The organism is Citrobacter telavivensis (assembly GCF_041807075.1).
Taxonomy (GTDB): domain Bacteria; phylum Pseudomonadota; class Gammaproteobacteria; order Enterobacterales; family Enterobacteriaceae; genus Citrobacter_A; species Citrobacter_A telavivensis.
Map to the genome: position 1 here is coordinate 663,172 of NZ_JBGUBF010000002.1, position 17,984 is coordinate 681,155.

Below are 17,984 nucleotides of genomic sequence, written 5' to 3' on the forward strand. Positions count from 1 at the left end.
CAGTAGGGTACGTTTTATTTTGCCGCTCGCTCGCCTGAACGATCGTCGGTGATGAAACGTTGATGAGAAACCGGTTCCACAAAATCATGAATAGATTCAAAATATGAAACAAGTGATGTGAGGTGTTAATTTTGTTTTTGTGATCATCGTCAAATTATGGTTTGACGAGACGACAACCTGCGCCAGAAACAGCGTGACGTTTTTCTGGTCTGGTGAGATGCGCGCAGGTGATATAATTTAGTCCATGATGCTATTCAGAAAAACCATGAGTATTAATCTTATGGCAAATATCAGGGGGAGTCACAAAGTAATGTTCGATCGCTATTTCTTTACAATGTTTATAAGGAGTAAATAGAGTAATATATAAGTAAAAAAACAAAGATGCGATGTTCAGCAATAGAAGAGATAGCAGAGTAACAACTGCTATAACGCACCGAATGTACTCAGTCTTCCCGGAAACGAGTGGCCTACTAATAGAGAATCCTTTTTTCAAAGTGCTGACAAATGTTGTTATCCGTCACGTAGTAATTTTTTAATGTTGGATTCTGGCAAGGTTCATAAGCTGTAAACATGGCAATGTACAAGTAAATAATAAGCGATATAATATTTAATAAAATGAAAAGAGAGAAAAATAGGATTGCAATCATTGTTGCATATTTTTGAAATCTCTTAGGTGGTTCATTATTTTTTGAAAACAATGCAAGAAAAGAATATAAAATGACATAGATAAACATTGGCGATGTGCAGGCCAGTGCAATGACCTTCCCATTGAACCAGAAATAATTACTGCTGGTAAAGAAGAGAAGCAGATATCGCCAGGGCAGATTGAGAGTGAAAAATACAAAAATACTGAGGATGGTAATGGTGAATATACAGGCCATTCGTATTTTTATTCTGTCAAAAGTGGTTGGGTTACTTTTTCTCATATATTCCCTCAGTTATGGTGATTATAAATAAGAAGAATGTTTCTGGTGTGATTTGTTTTTTTCAATGTTATTGCAAATATTATTATTTCTCACGTAATAATCTTGAACTTCGAGTTCCTGGCAGGGTTTGTAGTACGTGAAGAATGATATGTAAAAATACAGAAATAAAGATAGTACATTTATTAAAAAGAAAGCAGCGAGAAGAGTGAATCCAAATAGATTAACTCTATAAGTCATGTTTTTTGATGGCTCATAATCTGTAATGAATATTGTTATTGTAATATATATTATTGCAAAGATGTATGCTGGGGATGTGGAAAGAATAGAGAGGCTTCTGCCATTGAACCAAAAATAATCGCTATTACTGAGTATTAATGACAAGTCGTGGTATGGTATATCCATTATACTGAATAGCAAAATGCAAAGTATCATAACACAGATAATTCCTCCTGTTATTTTTAGTGCTTTTTTTAGAGTAAATGCTAGTTTTGCGTTCATATTTTTCTCAATTATGGATACTAAAAAATAAAATTTCATGTCCCAGTTTCGCACTATCGACCGTGAGGAAGATGAGTGTATTGTAGATGAAATACTTAAAATTCTGTCACGATGAAATGCACAGGCTTTCAAGGCAAATGTCATTATCACAATCTGATTAATAAAAGAGTCTTTTCTCAAGATGCTCGCAAATGCTGTAGTCTGTCACATAGTAATTTTTTAATGTTGGTTCCTGACATTGTTTGTAAGGAGATGAAACCCCAATATAAAGATAAAAAATTATTGAGAATGCATTTATTAAAATAAATATAACGAGTGAGATTAATCCAAAAATATTTACACAATAAGTCATTTTATTTGAAGGTTCATAGTTAATGAAAAACAGAGTGATTGCCATATAAATGATTGTAAAAATACATGCAGGTGCAAATGAGCATAGTGCAATATGCCTTCCGCTGAACCAGAAATGATCGCTATGACTAAATAACAGCAGCAGTTCTTTATAGGGGATGTGAAAGTCAAAGTACAGCATCGCACTGAGCACAGCAATGGAGAAAATTCTTGCAAGCGTTAGTGTTAATCGTTGCGACAATGTGTTCTCTTTTTTCATTTTTTTTCTCAGTTATGAAGATGATAATATAAAGGCATGCTGCGCATTAGCTTATGTGACTTAAACTAGGCTTTATTTTCTCGAACATGTCATGGGGCACCCTCTGTTGGTATAATGAGTGAATGTGCAGGAGGTATTTATTCCCAAAATGAAGCTAATAAAAACCATGCGTATCAATCTTGGAACAAATCTTATTATTAATGACATAATAGCTTTTTAATTCGGGTATTTCACAAGGTTTGAAAGGGGAAGATAACATGATGTAGAAATAAAAAAGCAGGGTGGCTATATTAAGTAGTATAAAAAGTGCCATGCAACTTATAGCAAATATGTCACCAAAAATATCTAGTTTTTTTGGGGAACGATGCGTTTTGGAGAAAATTGCAAAAAATGACATGACAATGCAATATGTTAATAATGGCACTGCGGATAAACATGCAATGCGTCTGCCATCGAACCAAAAATATTCATGACTTTTAGTAATGAAAATCATATCATGAAAAGGTAGGTTGACCGCTAGCACGATGAGCCCGCACATTAATGCAGCAACTGTCATAATTCCAAGGCGCAGACCTATTTGTTTCAATAAAGTAATGCAGTATCTTTTCATATTTTTCATTAATTATGTAGGTTATAAAGAGGAAGGAGGTTTTTAGGGAAATGTTCTTCATTCCAATGAGTTATTTTTTCTTGTTGGATTATGGCTTCCCTAATTGTTTTTTTTAGATCAGCAGACCAGTGATGTTGATAGTCAAGGGTATTTAATTCTGCATTTAAAAGGATCCCTATCAGGATAACTGCACCGGTTGTGACTATAACGGGTAGAAAAGTTACTAATCCAACCCCTGCTATCCCAGCCACTACAGCAGAAACCAGCGTCTTCGCCGTGTCCATAATCACGTCACCGAAGAAATCGACAAGGGTGTACTCTTTTTTGAATATCAACTCTATAGCTCGAAAGGCGAGAGAAAAATAAACACAGAATTTCACGCCTTTGACAATGTTATAAGCCACTCCTCGCCAGCCGATACCCAGATCCAGTAACTGCAGGTTTTGTGCTTTATAACGGGTTCCATTAAGAATACGTCGCAGACTGGGGTAGCCGGTGATTTTAATGTAAGACTCGCCATTGTATTTACAGGTTGTCGCGGCGATGCCTAAACCTTTAAAATTGAACGCCAGTTGATTGGCTTCATTAAGGTATGTCGTGAAATCCCTGGCCGTATACGCGCCATCCCAGATATCTTTGAGGTTACCGCCGCCCAGTTTGTACGAGAAAAAATCGTCGGCTTTACCGATGAGATCGCTCAGGATGCCTCTGGCTTCCTGTAGCGTAAATAACATGATGTAGCGCGTATTTTTGGCTAACAGCTCCTCCATATGGGGAAGTGTGTCAATGTAAGGGTGGTTGGGTACCAGTTGGTTGATGGGCTGCTGACCGCGCAGAATATCTCCTATTGAGTCAGCCCATGAACTCCCTCTGAGTCCTTGTCCATATCTCATCCTTGCTTCTCCTGATGATACGTTGTCAGAAAATCCGCTCTTCCCACAGGCTGTAGGTGCTGGTGCCTGCTACACAATGTTCCCAGCTAATGGACTTATAGGTGAAAGAGATCCTCTCCTGTACCTCCTCTCCTTCGTGGTGAATATTGTGAGGAACGTGAAGATCAATTTCGGCAATGTGCGCATCGGCCAGTTTTATCTGGTAATAGCGTTCGTTGCAGCCGGTTCTGTCCGTTCGGTAAAAATCAAAGGTGCAACTGAGGGATTCATTCTCTGAAATAGCTTTCGCTAACAGCGGGGACGATTTATCAATCGGTTTAATAATCGAAACGTTGTGGTGATTCACATTTTGTTCACGCGTAAGGGTATGTGCCAGGGTGAAAATAAATATTTGATCGCTATGCGCAATTTGCGCCTTATTACCGACAGATGCCAGACTCAGGCATCCGGAGGATATCAGCCCTTGTTGCTCACCTTCTAGCGTGAGGTAAATTACCCCGGCCATATGAACACTCCTTATTCATTCATTATATGTATCTAATCAGCACCAAACAGAAATATAAAACTTCTGCAGTATTCTCCGTTCGGAAATACAAATAAATCAGAAACGCGTGTAACGGTTAATTTTTCGCACTAATAGATAAAAGAAACCGCTTGTTAATAGATCAGGTAAATAACCGAAAGTAATCCACTATAACCTGATAACGGTGATGGTGAGGAGGCGGGAGTCGTGGACAAAACGCTGCAATTCCTGCTGCACTGAAGTAAACTTCCCGCCATCAAAACGTAAGGAATTTGCAAAATGACGACGATGCTGGAGGTAGCGCAGCGGGCCGGAGTGTCGAAGGCGACGGTCTCCAGGGTGCTTTCAGGGAATGGCTACGTCAGCCAGGAGACGAAGGATCGCGTATTTCAGGCGATTGAAGAGAGCGGCTATCGGCCTAATCTGCTGGCGCGTAGCCTTGCGGCGAAAACCAGTCAGACGCTGGGCCTGGTGGTGACTAACACCCTCTACCACGGCGTCTATTTCAGCGAATTACTGTTTCACACCGCGCGGATGGCGGAAGACAAAGGTCGTCAGTTGCTGCTTGCCGATGGTAAGCAAAGCGCCGAAGAAGAGTGCCAGGCGATCCAGTATCTGCTGGACTTGCGCTGCGACGCCATCATGATCTACCCGCGTTTTCTCAGCGTGGATGAGATCGATAAAATTATCGACAGCCACTCGCAGCCGATTATGGTGCTTAACCGCCGGTTACGAAAAAACAGCAGCCACTGCGTCTGGTGCGATCAAAAGCAAACCAGTTTTAACGCCGTGGCGGAACTGATTGCCGCAGGCCATCAACAGATTGCCTTTATTACCGGCTCAATGGACTCTCCTACCGGGGTTGAACGCCTGTCGGGATACAAAGAGGCGCTGACCCGACACGGCATCGCCGTCAATGACGAGCTGATCGTCAAAGGCAAATGGACGCCTGCCTGCGGTGCGGCGGGGGTGGACACGCTGCTTTCACGTAACGCGACGTTCAGCGCGCTGGTGGCCAGCAATGACGACATGGCGATTGGGGCCATCAAACAGTTGCATGACAAAGGACTGGTTGTGCCATCGCAGGTGTCGGTGATCGGTTTTGACGATATCGCAATGGCACCCTACACCATACCGGCGCTCTCCAGCGTCAAAATTCCAGTGACGGAGATGATTCAGGAGACCATTGGTCGACTCATCTTCATGCTGGACGGCGGGGCGTTTACGCCACCGAAAAGCTTCACCGGCACGCTGATCCGCCGCGATTCCGTTGCGCCTGTCACGGCGCGGTAAAAATTGTCATCCGTCATCGTCATTCGTGACGATGACACCGCAATGGTCGCCCTTCGTTTTTAAATATCGTTAAATTACAGCAAGATAAAAACTGGCATGATTTGTGAATGTTTCGGCACATTATCTGTCATTGCTGGAGAGTTTGATGAACCGTTTCATCATTGCAGACGCCAATAAGTGCATTGGTTGCCGTACCTGTGAAGTGGCCTGCGTGGTCTCCCATCAGGAAAACCAGGACTGCGCGTCACTGACCCCTGAAACCTTTTTACCTCGTATCCATGTGATAAAAGGCGTCAATGTCTCGACGGCGACGCTGTGCCGCCAGTGTGAGGACGCGCCGTGTGCGAACGTTTGTCCGAACGGTGCCATCAGCCGTGATAAAGGCTTTGTCCACGTCATGCAGGAACGTTGCATTGGCTGTAAAACCTGCGTGGTGGCCTGCCCGTATGGGGCAATGGAAGTGGTGGTGCGTCCGGTCGTGCGTAATAGCGGCGCAGGCCTGAACGTGCGGGCGGAAAAAGCAGAAGCTAACAAGTGCGATCTCTGCCATCACCGTGACGCCGGTCCGGCCTGTATGGAAGCCTGCCCGACGCACGCCCTGATTTGTGTTGATCGCAATAAGCTCGAGCAACTCAGCGCAGAAAAACGTCGTCGCGCGGCGCTGGAGTCCTCTGCATCGCTGCTTTTCTAATCCCTGAAAATCCGCGTAAAATACGGTAGTACTTATGCCGGATGGCGATGCTCACGCATCTTATCCGGCCTACTGTTCGCATCCCCGTAGGCCTGATAAGCGTAGCGCCATCAGGTAAACCGGGATAGATGACTGCGGAAACGACTTAATGGCACTAAACAATCACTCCGGCGTACAGCTACGTATTCGCGGCAAAGTGCAGGGCGTCGGCTTTCGCCCCTTTGTCTGGCAACTGGCGCAGCAACTGCAATTGCACGGCGATGTCTGTAATGACGGTGATGGCGTCGTCGTTCGCCTGCTGGAAGAACCCACCACGTTTATCGCTGAACTGCATCAGCACTGTCCGCCGCTGGCGCGTATCGACAGCGTGGAGAGTGAGCCATTTCACTGGGGACAGCAGCCCACCGAGTTCAGCATCCGCCAGAGCGCGGGCGGCACGATGAACACCCAGATTGTGCCCGATGCCGCCACCTGCCCGGAATGTCTTGCTGAAATGAACACGCCCGGTGAGCGGCGTTATCGCTATCCGTTTATCAACTGTACCCACTGCGGCCCGCGTTTTACCATTATCCGGGCGATGCCCTACGACCGTCCGTTTACCGTGATGGCGTCATTTCCGCTCTGTCCGCAATGCGATAAGGAGTACCGCGACCCGTATGATCGTCGTTTTCACGCCCAGCCGGTGGCTTGCCCGGCGTGTGGTCCGCATCTGAGCTGGTTGAGCGGCGGACGACAGGCGGAAAAGGACGCGGCATTGCAGGCTGCGGTTGAGATGCTGAAGGCGGGGGGCATTATCGCGGTTAAGGGCATCGGCGGGTTTCATCTGGCCTGCGATGCGCGAAACGGCGATGCGGTAGCAACCCTTCGCGCGCGTAAGCGCCGTCCAGCAAAACCGCTGGCGGTGATGCTGCCCGATGACAGCGGCTTGCCAGATGCGGCAAGTCGGCTGCTGAAAACACCCGCCGCGCCGATTGTGCTGGTGGATAAACAGCATGTTTCCTCGCTGTGTGACGGTATTGCCCCTGGGCTTGCAGAAGTTGGCGTGATGCTGCCCGCCAATCCGCTGCAGCATCTCCTGCTCCAGGAACTGAAGGGGCCGCTGGTGATGACCTCCGGCAATCTCAGTGGCAAACCTCCGGCCATCAGCAACGAACAGGCGCTTGAGGATTTACAGGATATTGCCGGGGGTTTCCTGTTGCACAATCGCGACATCGTGCAGCGCATGGACGATTCCGTGGTGCGTCAAAGCGGCGAAATGCTGCGTCGCTCGCGGGGATATGTCCCGGACGCGCTGGCGCTGCCGCCGGGTTTTCGCGACGTGCCGCCGATGCTTTGTCTGGGGGCGGATTTGAAAAACACCTTCTGCCTGGTGCGCGGTGAGCAGGCGGTGATCAGCCAGCATCTTGGCGATCTCAGCGACGACGGGATCCAGCATCAGTGGCGTGACGCGCTGCGGTTGATCCAGAATATCTATGACTTCACGCCGCAGCGCCTTGTTTGCGATGCCCATCCAGGATACGTCTCCAGCCAGTGGGCCAGCGAGATGAGCCTGCCGACAGAAAGTGTGTTGCATCATCATGCCCATGCTGCGGCCTGTCTGGCTGAACACGGCTGGCCGCTGGTCGGTGGCGATGTCATCGCCCTGACGCTGGACGGCATCGGAATGGGGGAAGCGGGCGCGCTGTGGGGCGCAGAGTGTCTGCGGGTGAACTACCGTGAGTGCGAGCACCTTGGAGGGCTGCCCGCCGTGGCGCTTGCCGGTGGCGATCTCGCCGCGAAGCAGCCCTGGCGTAACCTGTTAGCGCAGTGTCTGCGTTTTGTGCCGGACTGGCAGCGCTATCCGGAAACCGCCGGCGTGCAGCGGCAGAACTGGAGCGTGCTGGCGCGGGCGATTGAGCGCGGGATTAACGCACCGCTGGCCTCGTCCTGTGGGCGTCTGTTTGATGCGGTTGCCGCAGCGCTGAACTGCGCGCCAGAATCGCTCAGCTATGAAGGTGAGGCCGCCTGCACGTTGGAGGCGCAGGCGTCGCAATGCGCGGGCGTTAAACACCCGGTGACGTTGCCGCTGTCGGGTAATCAACTGGATCTGGCGATCTTCTGGTCGCAGTGGCTGAACTGGCAGGCAACGCCGGCCGAACGCGCATGGGCCTTCCACGATGCGCTGGCGCAAGGGTTTGCGGCGATGATGCGTGAACAGGCCACCGCGCGTGGTATCGACACGCTGGTGTTTGGCGGTGGGGTGATGCACAACCGGTTACTGTCGGCGCGTCTGGCTTTTTATCTGGCGGATTTCACGCTGTTGTTCCCGCAGCAGTTACCGGCCGGCGACGGCGGACTGTCGCTGGGGCAGGGGGTGATTGCCGCCGCGCGCTGGCTGAACCATCGTGATATGCCGGATGGCGACGCGTAGCGTCTTATCCGGCCTACAAAGCGTCACGTGCCGTAGACCGGACACCACGTCATTTATACGCTGACAGTGACAGGACGGATGGCGACGAATAGCGTTACAACGCGTAACATCCCGTAGGCCGGATAAGGCGTAGCCGCCATCCGGCGCCACGTCATTTACACGGGCAGCGTTTTCAACAGGGCGAAAGCCTCCTTCATCCTGTCTTCGCTCACCACGAAGGCGCAGAGTTGTCCTTCAGCGTTCACCCCTTTGGCGACCATCCCGTCAGGTTCTGCGGCAATGTGCCAGTTCAGATCGCGACGCTGGGTTTCCCCTGCCAGGTGCAGCGGCAGTTCCGGCGTTTTGATTTTGACTAACATGGCGGGCAACTTCAGCGGCGCGCTGCCGCCGAGCAGGTTTTTCGCCAGATACATGGCGCTGAGCTGAATCGGCTGCAGGAACGGCAGTACCTGACCGTTAATCTCTGCGCAGTCACCGAGAGCATAAATATCCGGGTTGCTGGTTTGCAGGTAGCTGTCAACACAAACGCCGCGATTGAGCGTTAAACCGGCGCGACGCGCCAGCGCCGTTTCCGGACGCAGGCCGGTGGCGGCAATCACCGCATCGACGTCAATGCTGCGCTGACTATCGAACGTTGCGCGAATGCCGGATGCGGTTTTCTCCAGCCCCTGCAACGATGATTTCAGCAGCAGATGCACGCCCATATCGGTAAGGCGATGCTGTAAGCGACTGCTCACTTCTGGTGGCATCAGCGAGGCGAGAAGGCTGGCGGCATTATCAATCAACGTGACCGCTTTACCCGCGCGACAGAAATCCATCGCCAGCTCTGTACCAATCAATCCGCCGCCGACAATGAGCACCCGTTGGGCGTCGCGCAACTGTGTTTCACCGGCGCGGAACTCCTGCTGACTGTTCAATGTGAGCATTAACTCACGTCCTGCTATCGGGGGAACAACGGCCGCAGCGCCCGTGGCCAGCACCAGTTTGTCATATTGCCATTGCTTATCCTGGCTTTTCACCACGTGGGCATCGGCATCAACGTCGGTGACCCAGGTGTGGGGAAAGAGACGCAGACTGAATTGTTCGGCAAATTCTCCCGCCGACTGGCGGGTGAGATCGTCGGCGTGCTGCGCCTGGCTTATCACATGGCTGAGATCGGGTTTGTTGTACTCATCCATGCTGTCAGCCGCAATCAGGGTTAACGGGACATCCGCGTCCTGCTTGCGAATGTTTTTAACTAACTGGCGGGCGGCGAAGCCCGAACCAATGATGACGATTCCCCGGCTCATTTTGCCTCCGTTGCCAGCACGTCGAAGACGTCTTTGCCTAATGAACATTCCGGGCACAGGAAGTTGTCTGGTACGTCGCTCCACGGCGTACCCGGCGCAACGTCCTGCAACGGTTCACCTTTTGCCGGATCGTAAATCCACTGGCACACGCTGCACTGCATGCACGGACCGAGGTCGGCTGCCGCTGCGGCGGCGCAGGCGCACGCTTCGTCTTTCGCCGTCGCTTTCACTGTCACTTCCGGCAGCGGCGCGAGCGCCCACTGACGCGCGATGTCGCGACCGTGCTGACGGCACAGATCCAGCGCATCCAGATCCGGGCGCCATTTAGCCTTCAGGCTCAGGGACATTTCAAAACCGGCATCCTGTAAACGGGTGGATAAGCGGTCAACCGCACCGCCGCTCCAGCCGTGGGAGCCAAAGGCGCTGGCGCGTTTGTTACGAAAACGCAGTCCGGTCATCTCTTCCACCAGACCGGCGATTTTCGGCATCATCACGTTGTTCATCGTGGAGGTGCCGACCAGCACGCCTTTCGAGCGGAAGACGTTGGTCAGGATTTCATTTTTATCGCTGCGGGCGACATTAAAAATTTTCACCGCCACGCTCGGGTCGACTTCGTTAATCCCCTGGGCAATCGCATCCGCCATCATGCGGGTGTTATTGGACATGGTGTCGTAGAAAATCGTGATCCTGTCTTCCTGATAGTCCGCCGCCCATTTCAGATATAACTCAACAATCTGGGTGGGATTATCGCGCCAGACCACACCGTGAGAGGTGGCAATCATATCCACCGGCAGGTTGAAGCCGAGGATTTCGCTAATTTTTGGCGTCACCAGTCGGCTGAACGGGGTCAGGATGTTGGCGTAATAGCGCTGGCACTGCTCGAACAGTTCGGTTTGATCCACTTCATCGTTAAACAGACGTTCGTCACAGTAGTGCTGACCGAAAGCGTCGTTACTGAACAGGACGGCATCGCCGGTCATGTAGGTCATCATGCTGTCCGGCCAGTGCAGCATCGGGGTTTCCACGAAGATCAGCTGCTTGCCGTTGCCGATATCCAGCGTATCGCCGGTTTTCACGACGTTAAAGTTCCACTCCGGATGGTGGTGGTGGCCGGTAATCGAGTCAATGGCGTTGGCGGTGCAGTAGATGGGCGTATCCGGGATCTGCATCATCAGTTCGGTCAGCGCCCCGGCGTGATCTTCTTCCGCATGGTTGATAATGATGTAATCGATATCTGCGAGGTCAATTTCATTACGCAGGTTCTGCACAAATTCGCGGCTGAATTTATGATCGACGGTATCGATCAGAACATTTTTTTCTTCACGGATGAGATAGCTGTTGTAGCTGCTGCCGCGCAGCGTTTTGTATTCAGTTCCGTGGAAATCACGCACTTCCCAGTCACGTTGGCCAACCCAATGAATGTTATTTTTAACCAGAATAGACATAGCAACCTCAATTAATTCAGCGTTGTTCAAAGTAAGTTGCTTTGCATATTGCAGGCCACGTGCCAACTTTTTAATTTGTTGATTTACAATAAAATGTTGTTTCTATACTCATTAAATGGTAGTCAAAAAGACTATCCATGACACAGTCAATATGACACCATGAATTGTCAAAATGACAGTGAGGACACCATGAGTTTTTCCGTTGATGTGCTGGCGGGTATCGCCATTGAATTACAGCGCGGAGTGGGTCATCAGGATCGGTTTCAACGTCTGATTACCACGCTGCGTCAGGTACTGGAATGCGACGCCTCAGCGCTACTGCGCTATGAGGCGCGCCAGTTTATCCCGCTGGCGATTGACGGTCTTGCTCGCGATGTGCTCGGCAGGCGTTTTACGCTGGAAGGGCATCCCCGACTGGAGGCCATCGCCCGCGCCGGCGACGTGGTGCGCTTTCCAGCGGACAGTTCCCTGCCCGATCCGTATGACGGGCTGATCCCGGGGCAGGAGAGCCTGAAAGTGCACGCCTGCATTGGGCTGCCGCTTTTTGCCGGGCAGAACCTGATTGGTGCGCTGACGCTCGACGGTATGGCGCCAGACCAGTTTGATGTTTTCAGTGATGAAGAGTTACGGCTGATCGCCGCGCTGGCCGCCGGTGCGCTCAACAATGCGCTGCTGATTGAACAACTGGAACGCCAGAATATGCTGCCAGGTTCGGGTATCGATTTCGAACAGGTAAAAGAGACGCAGCTGATTGGCCTCTCGCCGAACATGATGCAGTTGAAAAAAGAGATCGAGATTGTGGCAGGCTCCGATCTCAATGTGTTAATCAGCGGCGAAACCGGCACCGGGAAAGAGCTGGTGGCGAAGGCGATTCACGAAGGTTCACCTCGTGCGGTCAATCCGCTGGTCTATCTGAACTGTGCCGCACTGCCGGAAAGTGTGGCGGAGAGTGAACTGTTTGGTCATGTGAAAGGGGCGTTTACCGGGGCCATCAGCAACCGCAGTGGCAAGTTTGAAATGGCCGATAACGGCACGCTGTTTCTTGACGAAATTGGGGAGCTGTCGCTGGCGCTGCAGGCGAAACTGCTTCGCGTGTTGCAGTACGGCGATATTCAGCGTGTCGGCGACGACCGCAGTTTGCGCGTGGATGTGCGCGTGCTGGCGGCGACCAACCGCAGTCTGCGCGAAGAGGTGCTGGCGGGACGTTTTCGTGCCGATCTGTTTCATCGCCTGAGCGTGTTCCCGCTTTCCGTTCCTCCGCTACGAGAACGCGGTGAGGATGTGGTGCTGCTGGCGGGCTATTTTTGCGAGCAGTGCCGACTACGGCTGGGGCTTTCCCGCGTAGTGCTCAGTTCGGGCGCGCGCAGCCATCTGTTGAATTACGGCTGGCCGGGTAATGTGCGTGAGCTGGAACATGCCATTCATCGGGCGGTGGTGCTGGCGCGGGCGACCCGGGCCAGAGACGACATCGTACTGGAAGTGCCGCATTTCGCGTTACAGGAGGAGGCGATGACGTCGCAGCCGGAAGTGGCGGCGGATATCCCGCGCAATCACAATTTGCGTGACGCGACGGAGGCTTTCCAGCGGGAAATGATTCGCCAGGCGCTGGCGCAAAATAATCACAACTGGGCGGCCAGCGCGCGGGCGCTTGAAACGGACGTCGCCAACCTGCACCGGCTGGCGAAGCGTCTTGGGCTGAAGGATTAGATAATTCCGGCCTGGTAGAAATCCTGTAGGTTGATGGCGCCGGTGAGTTTACCGGTTTCATCCACCACCGGTGCGGCGGTGATTTTGCGCTTCATCAGAATCTCTTTGGCATCAATCGCCCGGCTTTCTGACTGTAAGGTGATGCCGTTGTGGGTCATGGCTTCATTGACCGGCGTGGTGAGCGCGCCGCCGCCAACCAGCCAGCGACGCAGGTCACCGTCGGTAAAGACGCCTTTCACCTGCATCTGCTCGTCGCAAACGGCGACCAGACCCAGACCGGTACGGCTTAACTCCAGCATCGCGTCCATCACGCTGGTGGCGAGTTGAACCTGCGGGACGGCATCGTCGCGGCGCATCAGGTGATGCACTTTATTGAGTAAACGCGCGCCCAGCGCACCGGCCGGATGCGAGCGAGCAAAATCTTCTTCATTGAAACCGCGCGCCTGCATGACCGCCATTGCCAGCGCGTCGCCCATCATCAGGGTATTGACGGTGCTGGACGTCGGTGCCAGGTGCATCGGGCAGGCTTCGCGCTCGACGGAAATATCCAGCACGGCCTTCGCCGCCAGACCCAGCGGTGAATTGGGTTTGCCGGTCATGGCCAGCAGGGCGATGGACTTATCTTCCAGGCGAGGGATGATGAGATCCAGCTCTTTTGCGCCACCGGAATAGGAGATGAACAACATCACGTCGCGGCTTTCGATCATCCCCAGATCGCCATGCAGCGCTTCGGCAGGATGAACAAAAAAGGCCGGAGTGCCGGTACTGGCGAGCGTCGCGGCGATTTTCTTACCAATATGACCCGACTTGCCGATACCCGAGACAATCACTTTGCCTTCGCAGTGGATAATGATATTGGCGGCACGGATAAAATCATCGCCCAGACGTTCCGGCAAACGGCTTGCTTCCTGTAATTCCAGCATTAACGTCTGGCGGCCCGCGTTCAGTAGTGCATCACTCATTGGTTTCTCCGGTTATAATCACTTCAATCCCTTTCTCTTCCAGCGCCTGACGAAATGCGGGATCAATACCCGCGTCGGTAATCAGTTTGTCGACGCTTTCCAGACTGCACACAACATTCGGACTCTTGCGACCAAACTTGGATGAGTCCGCCATCAGGATCACTTCGCGAGCGGCGTTGCACATCGCTTTGCTGACGGTGTAGACCTCATTAAAAGTGGTCACGCCAGCACTGAGATCAATGCCGTCGGTGCCCATGAAGAGTTTATCAAAACTAAACTGCTCAAAGGCGTTTTCCGCGAGCTGTCCGTGAAATGAGGCCGATTTTTTACGGAACGTGCCGCCGGGCATCAGGATGGTTTGTTCGTTGTCTAACTCGGACAGCGCGTTGACAATATGCAGGCTGTTGGTCATGACGGTGATATTACTAAAGCGGGTAAGCATCGGCACCATTTGTAGTACGGTGCTCCCGGCATCCAGAATGATGGAGTCGCCATCGTGGATAAAGCGGACGGCTGCTTCAGCAATACGTTCTTTCTTGAGCGTATTGATCAGCGTTTTGTGATCGATAGGCGGATCGGACTCCTCTTTATTTAACATCACGCCGCCATAGGTACGAATGACGGTTTCGGCATTTTCCAGGACGACAAGGTCTTTGCGAATGGTTGTGCCCGTGGTGTCAAAGTACTGGGCCAGTTCTTCTACTGAGCATTTCCCCTGCTTTTGCAGATGCTCAAGAATAGCGGCCTGACGCTGACGAGGTTTCATTGGTGTAATTACCCTGAATTAAATTTGCGAAATGATAATTTCGCAAGCTATAAGCATTCACAACGAAATTACCCATGTTTCAAACTAAGCGCCAATGATAGTGCATTCTGCGACAACGGATCATGGGGAAAGATCACATCAGGCTGTAATTCATTAAGATGTTTGCCCTGAATGGCGTCGATTTTGCCAGGTCTGGCGAATACGGTGAGACCTTTCATAAACAACGTATCGGTGACCCGCCGATCGTCATCGAGTGCGACGGCGACAACGACGCGCGGTTTAAAACGTCCTCCCGAACGCCCCACGCCGACATGTCCTTGTAGGCAAAGTTGGTCAAACGCTTTGTTAAAGCGCGATATTTGCCAGTACCCCAGCGCCAGTTGCGCGCACCAGGCAATGACGGCGACGGTAACGAGTGCGGATACCATGTTGTGCTCCTTTTATTTTGCCGGATGGCGGTTTCACCTTATCCGGCCTACGGGTAAGCCCGGCAAGCATAGCGTCACCGGGCGACACCCATTAGAACATCACCTGACCGCCAGTCACATTGATTGACTGTCCGGTGCAGTACGACGCTTTCTGGCTGGCATAGAATAACAACATGTTCAGCACATCCTGATAGTCGCAGCCACGCTTCAGCGGAACCTTATCAATGTAATACTGCTCCACTTCGTCAGGTTCAATACCCAACTTGGTGGCGTACTGCGGCAGCAGCGACTGGAACATCGGTGATTTCAGCAGGTTGCCAAGCATCAGCGAATGCACGGTGATGCCATATTCCGCCAGATCCAACGCCAGCGACTGCGTTAACCCCACGCCGCCAAACTTCGCTGCGCTGTAGCCGGAGTTGTGTTTGCTGCCCACTTTACCGGATTTGGAGTTGATCTGAATAATGCGTCCCTGAATACCATCGCGGATCATCAGACGGGAGAATTCACGCGCGCAGAGGAAGTAGCCCACTAGATTCACCTGCAGCGAGCGGTCAAAATCGCCGAGCTGGAAGTCACTGATAAATGCCGCTTTGGCGATACCCGCGCTGTAAACCAGCAGATCCACGCGGCCAAAAATTTCATCCACGCCGCGAGAGAGTGCGAGTACGCTCTGTTCGCTGGTGGCGTCGGCACCAAAACCGTAGGCCATGCCTTCGCCAAATTCTGCGTTAATCTCCTGTGCGACGTTCGCGGCTTTATCGCTCTGAATATCTACAACCGCAACGCGATACCCTTCTGCTGCAAGCCCACGGCAAAGGAACGCCCCCAGGGTCTGTCCTCCACCAATGACAACGGCAACCTGATTCATTTTTCTCTCCTTAAGCGACAAACTTCAAAATACAGCCCGGCGCGATGTCGTCCGGTACAGGCCCCGCAACGTGCACGGTGCCGGGAAATTCCGCTTCGCTCTGTCCATCGAAGCGCAGGGTGATATGCCCCAGTTCACGTAAATTCTGTTCGGCCACGCTGCCGACGGCGGTGACCGGATAATGATGCTGACCCAGTTCGAACTGCGCACCGGGTTGCAACGGGCCGTTCAGTTCGCCATGACAATGGATAAAGCAAAACTCCTCGATATCCGCAGGCGCGCCTTCACGAAAGGTAATCAGCATCTGGTCACAGAGGGCATCCGGTGCGCTCTGTCCGATACGGGTGATGGTGGTCTGATAAATAACGGTCATGTCTGAACCTCTTATTGATAAATAAAGCCGGAAACAAACCAGGCGATGAGAACGGTAGGCGCGCCGGTCAGGAAACGGCTCACCAGTACTGACGGTACGCCGACGCGAACCGTGTCCTGACGCGCTTCTGCCAGTGAAAGACCGACCGGGATAAAGTCACAGGCCGCCTGGGCGTTGATGGCAAACAGCGCGGGCAGCGCCAGGTGTGGCGGGATGTTGCCCAGACCAATTTGCACGCCGATCAGGACGCCGATAACCTGCGCAATGACCGCGCCAGGGCCGAGGAACGGCGACAGCAGCGGGAACGAACAAATCAGCGCCAGCGTCACCAGGCCCAGCGGATGGCTGGCAAGCGGCACCAGGCCGTGGGCGATCCAGTCGCCAAGACCCGAGGCCATGATGATGCCGATAAGCGCCGAGACGAATGCCATGAAGGGGAGAATGGTTTTCAGTACTGTATCAATGGTGTCGCGACCCGACTGGAACAGCACGGCCACCGCCGACCCCATTCCCATTCCGACTTTCGCCAGCAGGCCATCGCTTTGTTCCGTGATCTTTTTGCTGGCATCGTAATCGCGTCCGGCGGTGGTACTTGCCGGTTGCTGTTGCGGCTGTGCTGTGGCAGACGCGTCGCCCACCACGGTAATGTTGTCTTCCCTGACGCCAGAGACATAGATGTCTTCGACGATGTACTGGGCAAGCGGTCCGGATTTCCCGGTTGAGTGAATGTTCACTGTCGGGATACGGCGTTTGGGATAGATCCCGCAGCGCAGCGTCCCGCCACAGTCGATGATGGCGACGCCAATTTCGTCTTCCGGCGGTTCGCCCTCTTTAAAGCCGTCGACAGCCTGCCAGCCGGTTAACTGCGCCAGTTTGTCGACAATCGCCGGGCGCGTGCCTGCGGTGATATAGACAATTTTCTTGCCGGCGACCACGTCCAGCTCCAACGGGCCACCCCAGCCGCCAGTCCCTTTTTCAATACGAATACGCGTCATGATGCTGCTCCTGCAAGGTGGACTTTCTGCTCAAGTTGGATACCCATCTTTTTCTCAAAGATGGAGGTCGTGAGGTCCGTGACCCAGCCACGAAAGAAGTTGGTGACCAGACCGACCAGCAGGTAGCTCACTGCCAGCGGGCCGAGTGGGAGACCTAACGTGGTCAGGCCGCTGGCAATACCGAGATAAACGAACAGTTCGCCGGGGTTGATATGTGGGAACAGGCCGTTCATCGAGTGACAGCTGTAAGAGGCTGCCGCGTAGTAGCTGGGCTTATATTTCTCTGGCATAAAGCGGCCCAGACTCAGGGTCATGGGGTTACAAAACACAAACGTGCCAATAAAGGGCAGAATCAGGTAACGGGATAATGGGTTCCCGGCACAGCGCTGGGCGAAGCGTTCGATCCGCTGTTGGCCGATAAAGTTGATTAGCGCATTCATGATGACCAGCAGGCTGATCAGCAGTGGAAGAATACCGGTGACCATCCCGGTAAACACCTCTCCACCTTTCTGGAACAGCCCGATGAACCACTCTGCTCCATGTGTAATGGTTTCGATCATTGTTCTCTCCTGTAGGGATTTTTAGTTATCTTGCGAATGGGTGACTTATTTTAATCAGATTGAAAGCAATAAAAGTGTTATTTTGATCTCAAAATGAAAGTAAAATATTTTAAATTGAAAGTTTTTGCGCGAAG

General features: G+C 52.2%; 16 protein-coding genes. 4 read left to right on the forward strand and 12 right to left on the reverse strand.

Annotation, left to right across the window (positions count from 1 at the left end; genetic code table 11):
• Nucleotides 1-470 precede the first annotated feature (470 nt).
• The 3 genes from ACERJC_RS25560 to ACERJC_RS14205 form a co-directional block, all read right to left on the reverse strand.
• On the reverse strand, nucleotides 471-926 hold the full coding sequence (locus tag ACERJC_RS25560; protein ID WP_507161367.1) for a DUF1240 domain-containing protein: 456 nt from the start codon (nucleotides 924-926) through the stop codon (nucleotides 471-473).
• A gap of 1,726 nt (nucleotides 927-2,652) precedes the next feature.
• Complete coding sequence (locus tag ACERJC_RS14200) at nucleotides 2,653-3,537, reverse strand: hypothetical protein (protein ID WP_373671924.1); 885 nt, start codon at nucleotides 3,535-3,537, stop codon at nucleotides 2,653-2,655.
• A 25-nt stretch (nucleotides 3,538-3,562) separates the two neighbouring features.
• Nucleotides 3,563-4,042: an Hcp family type VI secretion system effector gene (locus ACERJC_RS14205; RefSeq protein WP_373671925.1), complete on the reverse strand. Its 480-nt coding sequence runs from the start codon at nucleotides 4,040-4,042 to the stop codon at nucleotides 3,563-3,565.
• A gap of 297 nt (nucleotides 4,043-4,339) precedes the next feature.
• On the opposite strand from ACERJC_RS14205, the gene ACERJC_RS14210 reads away from it, so the two are divergent.
• The 3 genes from ACERJC_RS14210 (at nucleotide 4,340) to hypF (ending at nucleotide 8,454) form a co-directional block, all read left to right on the forward strand.
• Nucleotides 4,340-5,353, forward strand: coding sequence for a LacI family DNA-binding transcriptional regulator (locus ACERJC_RS14210; protein WP_373671926.1), 1,014 nt, complete (start codon nucleotides 4,340-4,342; stop codon nucleotides 5,351-5,353).
• Between the two features lie 145 nt (nucleotides 5,354-5,498).
• A complete protein-coding gene (gene hydN, locus ACERJC_RS14215; RefSeq protein ID WP_152402542.1) occupies nucleotides 5,499-6,044 on the forward strand; it encodes an electron transport protein HydN in 546 nt (181 codons plus the stop codon).
• Nucleotides 6,045-6,192: 148 nt separating this feature from the next.
• A complete protein-coding gene (gene hypF / locus ACERJC_RS14220) occupies nucleotides 6,193-8,454 on the forward strand; it encodes a carbamoyltransferase HypF (protein ID WP_373671927.1) in 2,262 nt (753 codons plus the stop codon).
• Nucleotides 8,455-8,609: 155 nt separating this feature from the next.
• Here the strand turns inward: hypF and norW are convergent, their stop codons facing one another.
• Together norW and norV are read right to left on the reverse strand one after the other, a co-directional pair.
• Entirely contained in the window at nucleotides 8,610-9,743 is a 1,134-nt protein-coding gene (gene norW, locus ACERJC_RS14225; protein WP_373671928.1) for an NADH:flavorubredoxin reductase NorW, read from the reverse strand.
• Complete coding sequence (norV, locus tag ACERJC_RS14230; RefSeq protein WP_373671929.1) at nucleotides 9,740-11,188, reverse strand: anaerobic nitric oxide reductase flavorubredoxin; 1,449 nt, start codon at nucleotides 11,186-11,188, stop codon at nucleotides 9,740-9,742. The genes norW and norV overlap by 4 nt, the downstream gene beginning before the upstream one ends.
• 189 nt (nucleotides 11,189-11,377) lie before the next feature.
• On the opposite strand from norV, the gene norR reads away from it, so the two are divergent.
• The gene (norR, locus tag ACERJC_RS14235) at nucleotides 11,378-12,895 is read left to right on the forward strand and encodes a nitric oxide reductase transcriptional regulator NorR (protein WP_152402550.1); all 1,518 of its coding nucleotides are present in this window, start codon (nucleotides 11,378-11,380) and stop codon (nucleotides 12,893-12,895) included.
• Here norR and gutQ read toward each other — a convergent pair.
• The 7 genes from gutQ to srlA all read right to left on the reverse strand — a co-directional run bounded on the left by gutQ (nucleotide 12,892) and on the right by srlA (nucleotide 17,850).
• Nucleotides 12,892-13,857 (reverse strand): arabinose-5-phosphate isomerase GutQ, encoded by a 966-nt coding sequence (gutQ, locus tag ACERJC_RS14240; RefSeq protein WP_373671930.1) that lies wholly within the window; start codon nucleotides 13,855-13,857, stop codon nucleotides 12,892-12,894. The two genes, norR and gutQ, sit on opposite strands and share 4 nt — an antisense overlap.
• Nucleotides 13,850-14,623 carry a glucitol operon DNA-binding transcriptional repressor SrlR gene (gene srlR / locus ACERJC_RS14245; RefSeq protein ID WP_042322672.1) on the reverse strand — a complete coding sequence of 258 codons (774 nt, stop codon included), beginning with the start codon at nucleotides 14,621-14,623 and terminating at the stop codon, nucleotides 13,850-13,852. Before srlR ends, gutQ begins: the two co-directional genes overlap by 8 nt.
• Nucleotides 14,624-14,691: 68 nt before the next feature.
• Nucleotides 14,692-15,051 (reverse strand): transcriptional regulator GutM, encoded by a 360-nt coding sequence (gutM, locus tag ACERJC_RS14250; protein WP_152402553.1) that lies wholly within the window; start codon nucleotides 15,049-15,051, stop codon nucleotides 14,692-14,694.
• Between the two features lie 91 nt (nucleotides 15,052-15,142).
• Nucleotides 15,143-15,922 carry a sorbitol-6-phosphate dehydrogenase gene (gene srlD / locus ACERJC_RS14255; protein ID WP_046486376.1) on the reverse strand — a complete coding sequence of 260 codons (780 nt, stop codon included), beginning with the start codon at nucleotides 15,920-15,922 and terminating at the stop codon, nucleotides 15,143-15,145.
• Between the two features lie 10 nt (nucleotides 15,923-15,932).
• Entirely contained in the window at nucleotides 15,933-16,295 is a 363-nt protein-coding gene (srlB, locus tag ACERJC_RS14260) for a PTS glucitol/sorbitol transporter subunit IIA (protein WP_046486374.1), read from the reverse strand.
• Between the two features lie 11 nt (nucleotides 16,296-16,306).
• Nucleotides 16,307-17,290 carry a PTS glucitol/sorbitol transporter subunit IIB gene (gene srlE, locus ACERJC_RS14265; RefSeq protein WP_373671931.1) on the reverse strand — a complete coding sequence of 328 codons (984 nt, stop codon included), beginning with the start codon at nucleotides 17,288-17,290 and terminating at the stop codon, nucleotides 16,307-16,309.
• Nucleotides 17,287-17,850, reverse strand: a complete 564-nt coding sequence (gene srlA / locus ACERJC_RS14270; protein ID WP_042322680.1) for a PTS glucitol/sorbitol transporter subunit IIC — start codon at nucleotides 17,848-17,850, stop codon at nucleotides 17,287-17,289. The genes srlE and srlA overlap by 4 nt, the downstream gene beginning before the upstream one ends.
• Nucleotides 17,851-17,984 lie beyond the last annotated feature (134 nt).

Coding starts and splice junctions, on each gene's coding strand:
- gutM (WP_152402553.1), bottom strand. CDS start 15,051: ATGGTATCCGCACTCGTTACCGTCGCCGTCATTGCCTGGTGCGCGCAA.
- srlD (WP_046486376.1), bottom strand. CDS start 15,922: ATGAATCAGGTTGCCGTTGTCATTGGTGGAGGACAGACCCTGGGGGCG.
- ACERJC_RS14210 (WP_373671926.1), top strand. CDS start 4,340: ATGACGACGATGCTGGAGGTAGCGCAGCGGGCCGGAGTGTCGAAGGCG.
- hypF (WP_373671927.1), top strand. CDS start 6,193: ATGGCACTAAACAATCACTCCGGCGTACAGCTACGTATTCGCGGCAAA.
- srlB (WP_046486374.1), bottom strand. CDS start 16,295: ATGACCGTTATTTATCAGACCACCATCACCCGTATCGGACAGAGCGCA.
- gutQ (WP_373671930.1), bottom strand. CDS start 13,857: ATGAGTGATGCACTACTGAACGCGGGCCGCCAGACGTTAATGCTGGAA.
- ACERJC_RS14205 (WP_373671925.1), bottom strand. CDS start 4,042: ATGGCCGGGGTAATTTACCTCACGCTAGAAGGTGAGCAACAAGGGCTG.
- norV (WP_373671929.1), bottom strand. CDS start 11,188: ATGTCTATTCTGGTTAAAAATAACATTCATTGGGTTGGCCAACGTGAC.
- hydN (WP_152402542.1), top strand. CDS start 5,499: ATGAACCGTTTCATCATTGCAGACGCCAATAAGTGCATTGGTTGCCGT.
- ACERJC_RS14200 (WP_373671924.1), bottom strand. CDS start 3,537: ATGAGATATGGACAAGGACTCAGAGGGAGTTCATGGGCTGACTCAATA.
- srlE (WP_373671931.1), bottom strand. CDS start 17,290: ATGACGCGTATTCGTATTGAAAAAGGGACTGGCGGCTGGGGTGGCCCG.
- srlA (WP_042322680.1), bottom strand. CDS start 17,850: ATGATCGAAACCATTACACATGGAGCAGAGTGGTTCATCGGGCTGTTC.
- srlR (WP_042322672.1), bottom strand. CDS start 14,623: ATGAAACCTCGTCAGCGTCAGGCCGCTATTCTTGAGCATCTGCAAAAG.
- norW (WP_373671928.1), bottom strand. CDS start 9,743: ATGAGCCGGGGAATCGTCATCATTGGTTCGGGCTTCGCCGCCCGCCAG.
- norR (WP_152402550.1), top strand. CDS start 11,378: ATGAGTTTTTCCGTTGATGTGCTGGCGGGTATCGCCATTGAATTACAG.
- ACERJC_RS25560 (WP_507161367.1), bottom strand. CDS start 926: ATGAGAAAAAGTAACCCAACCACTTTTGACAGAATAAAAATACGAATG.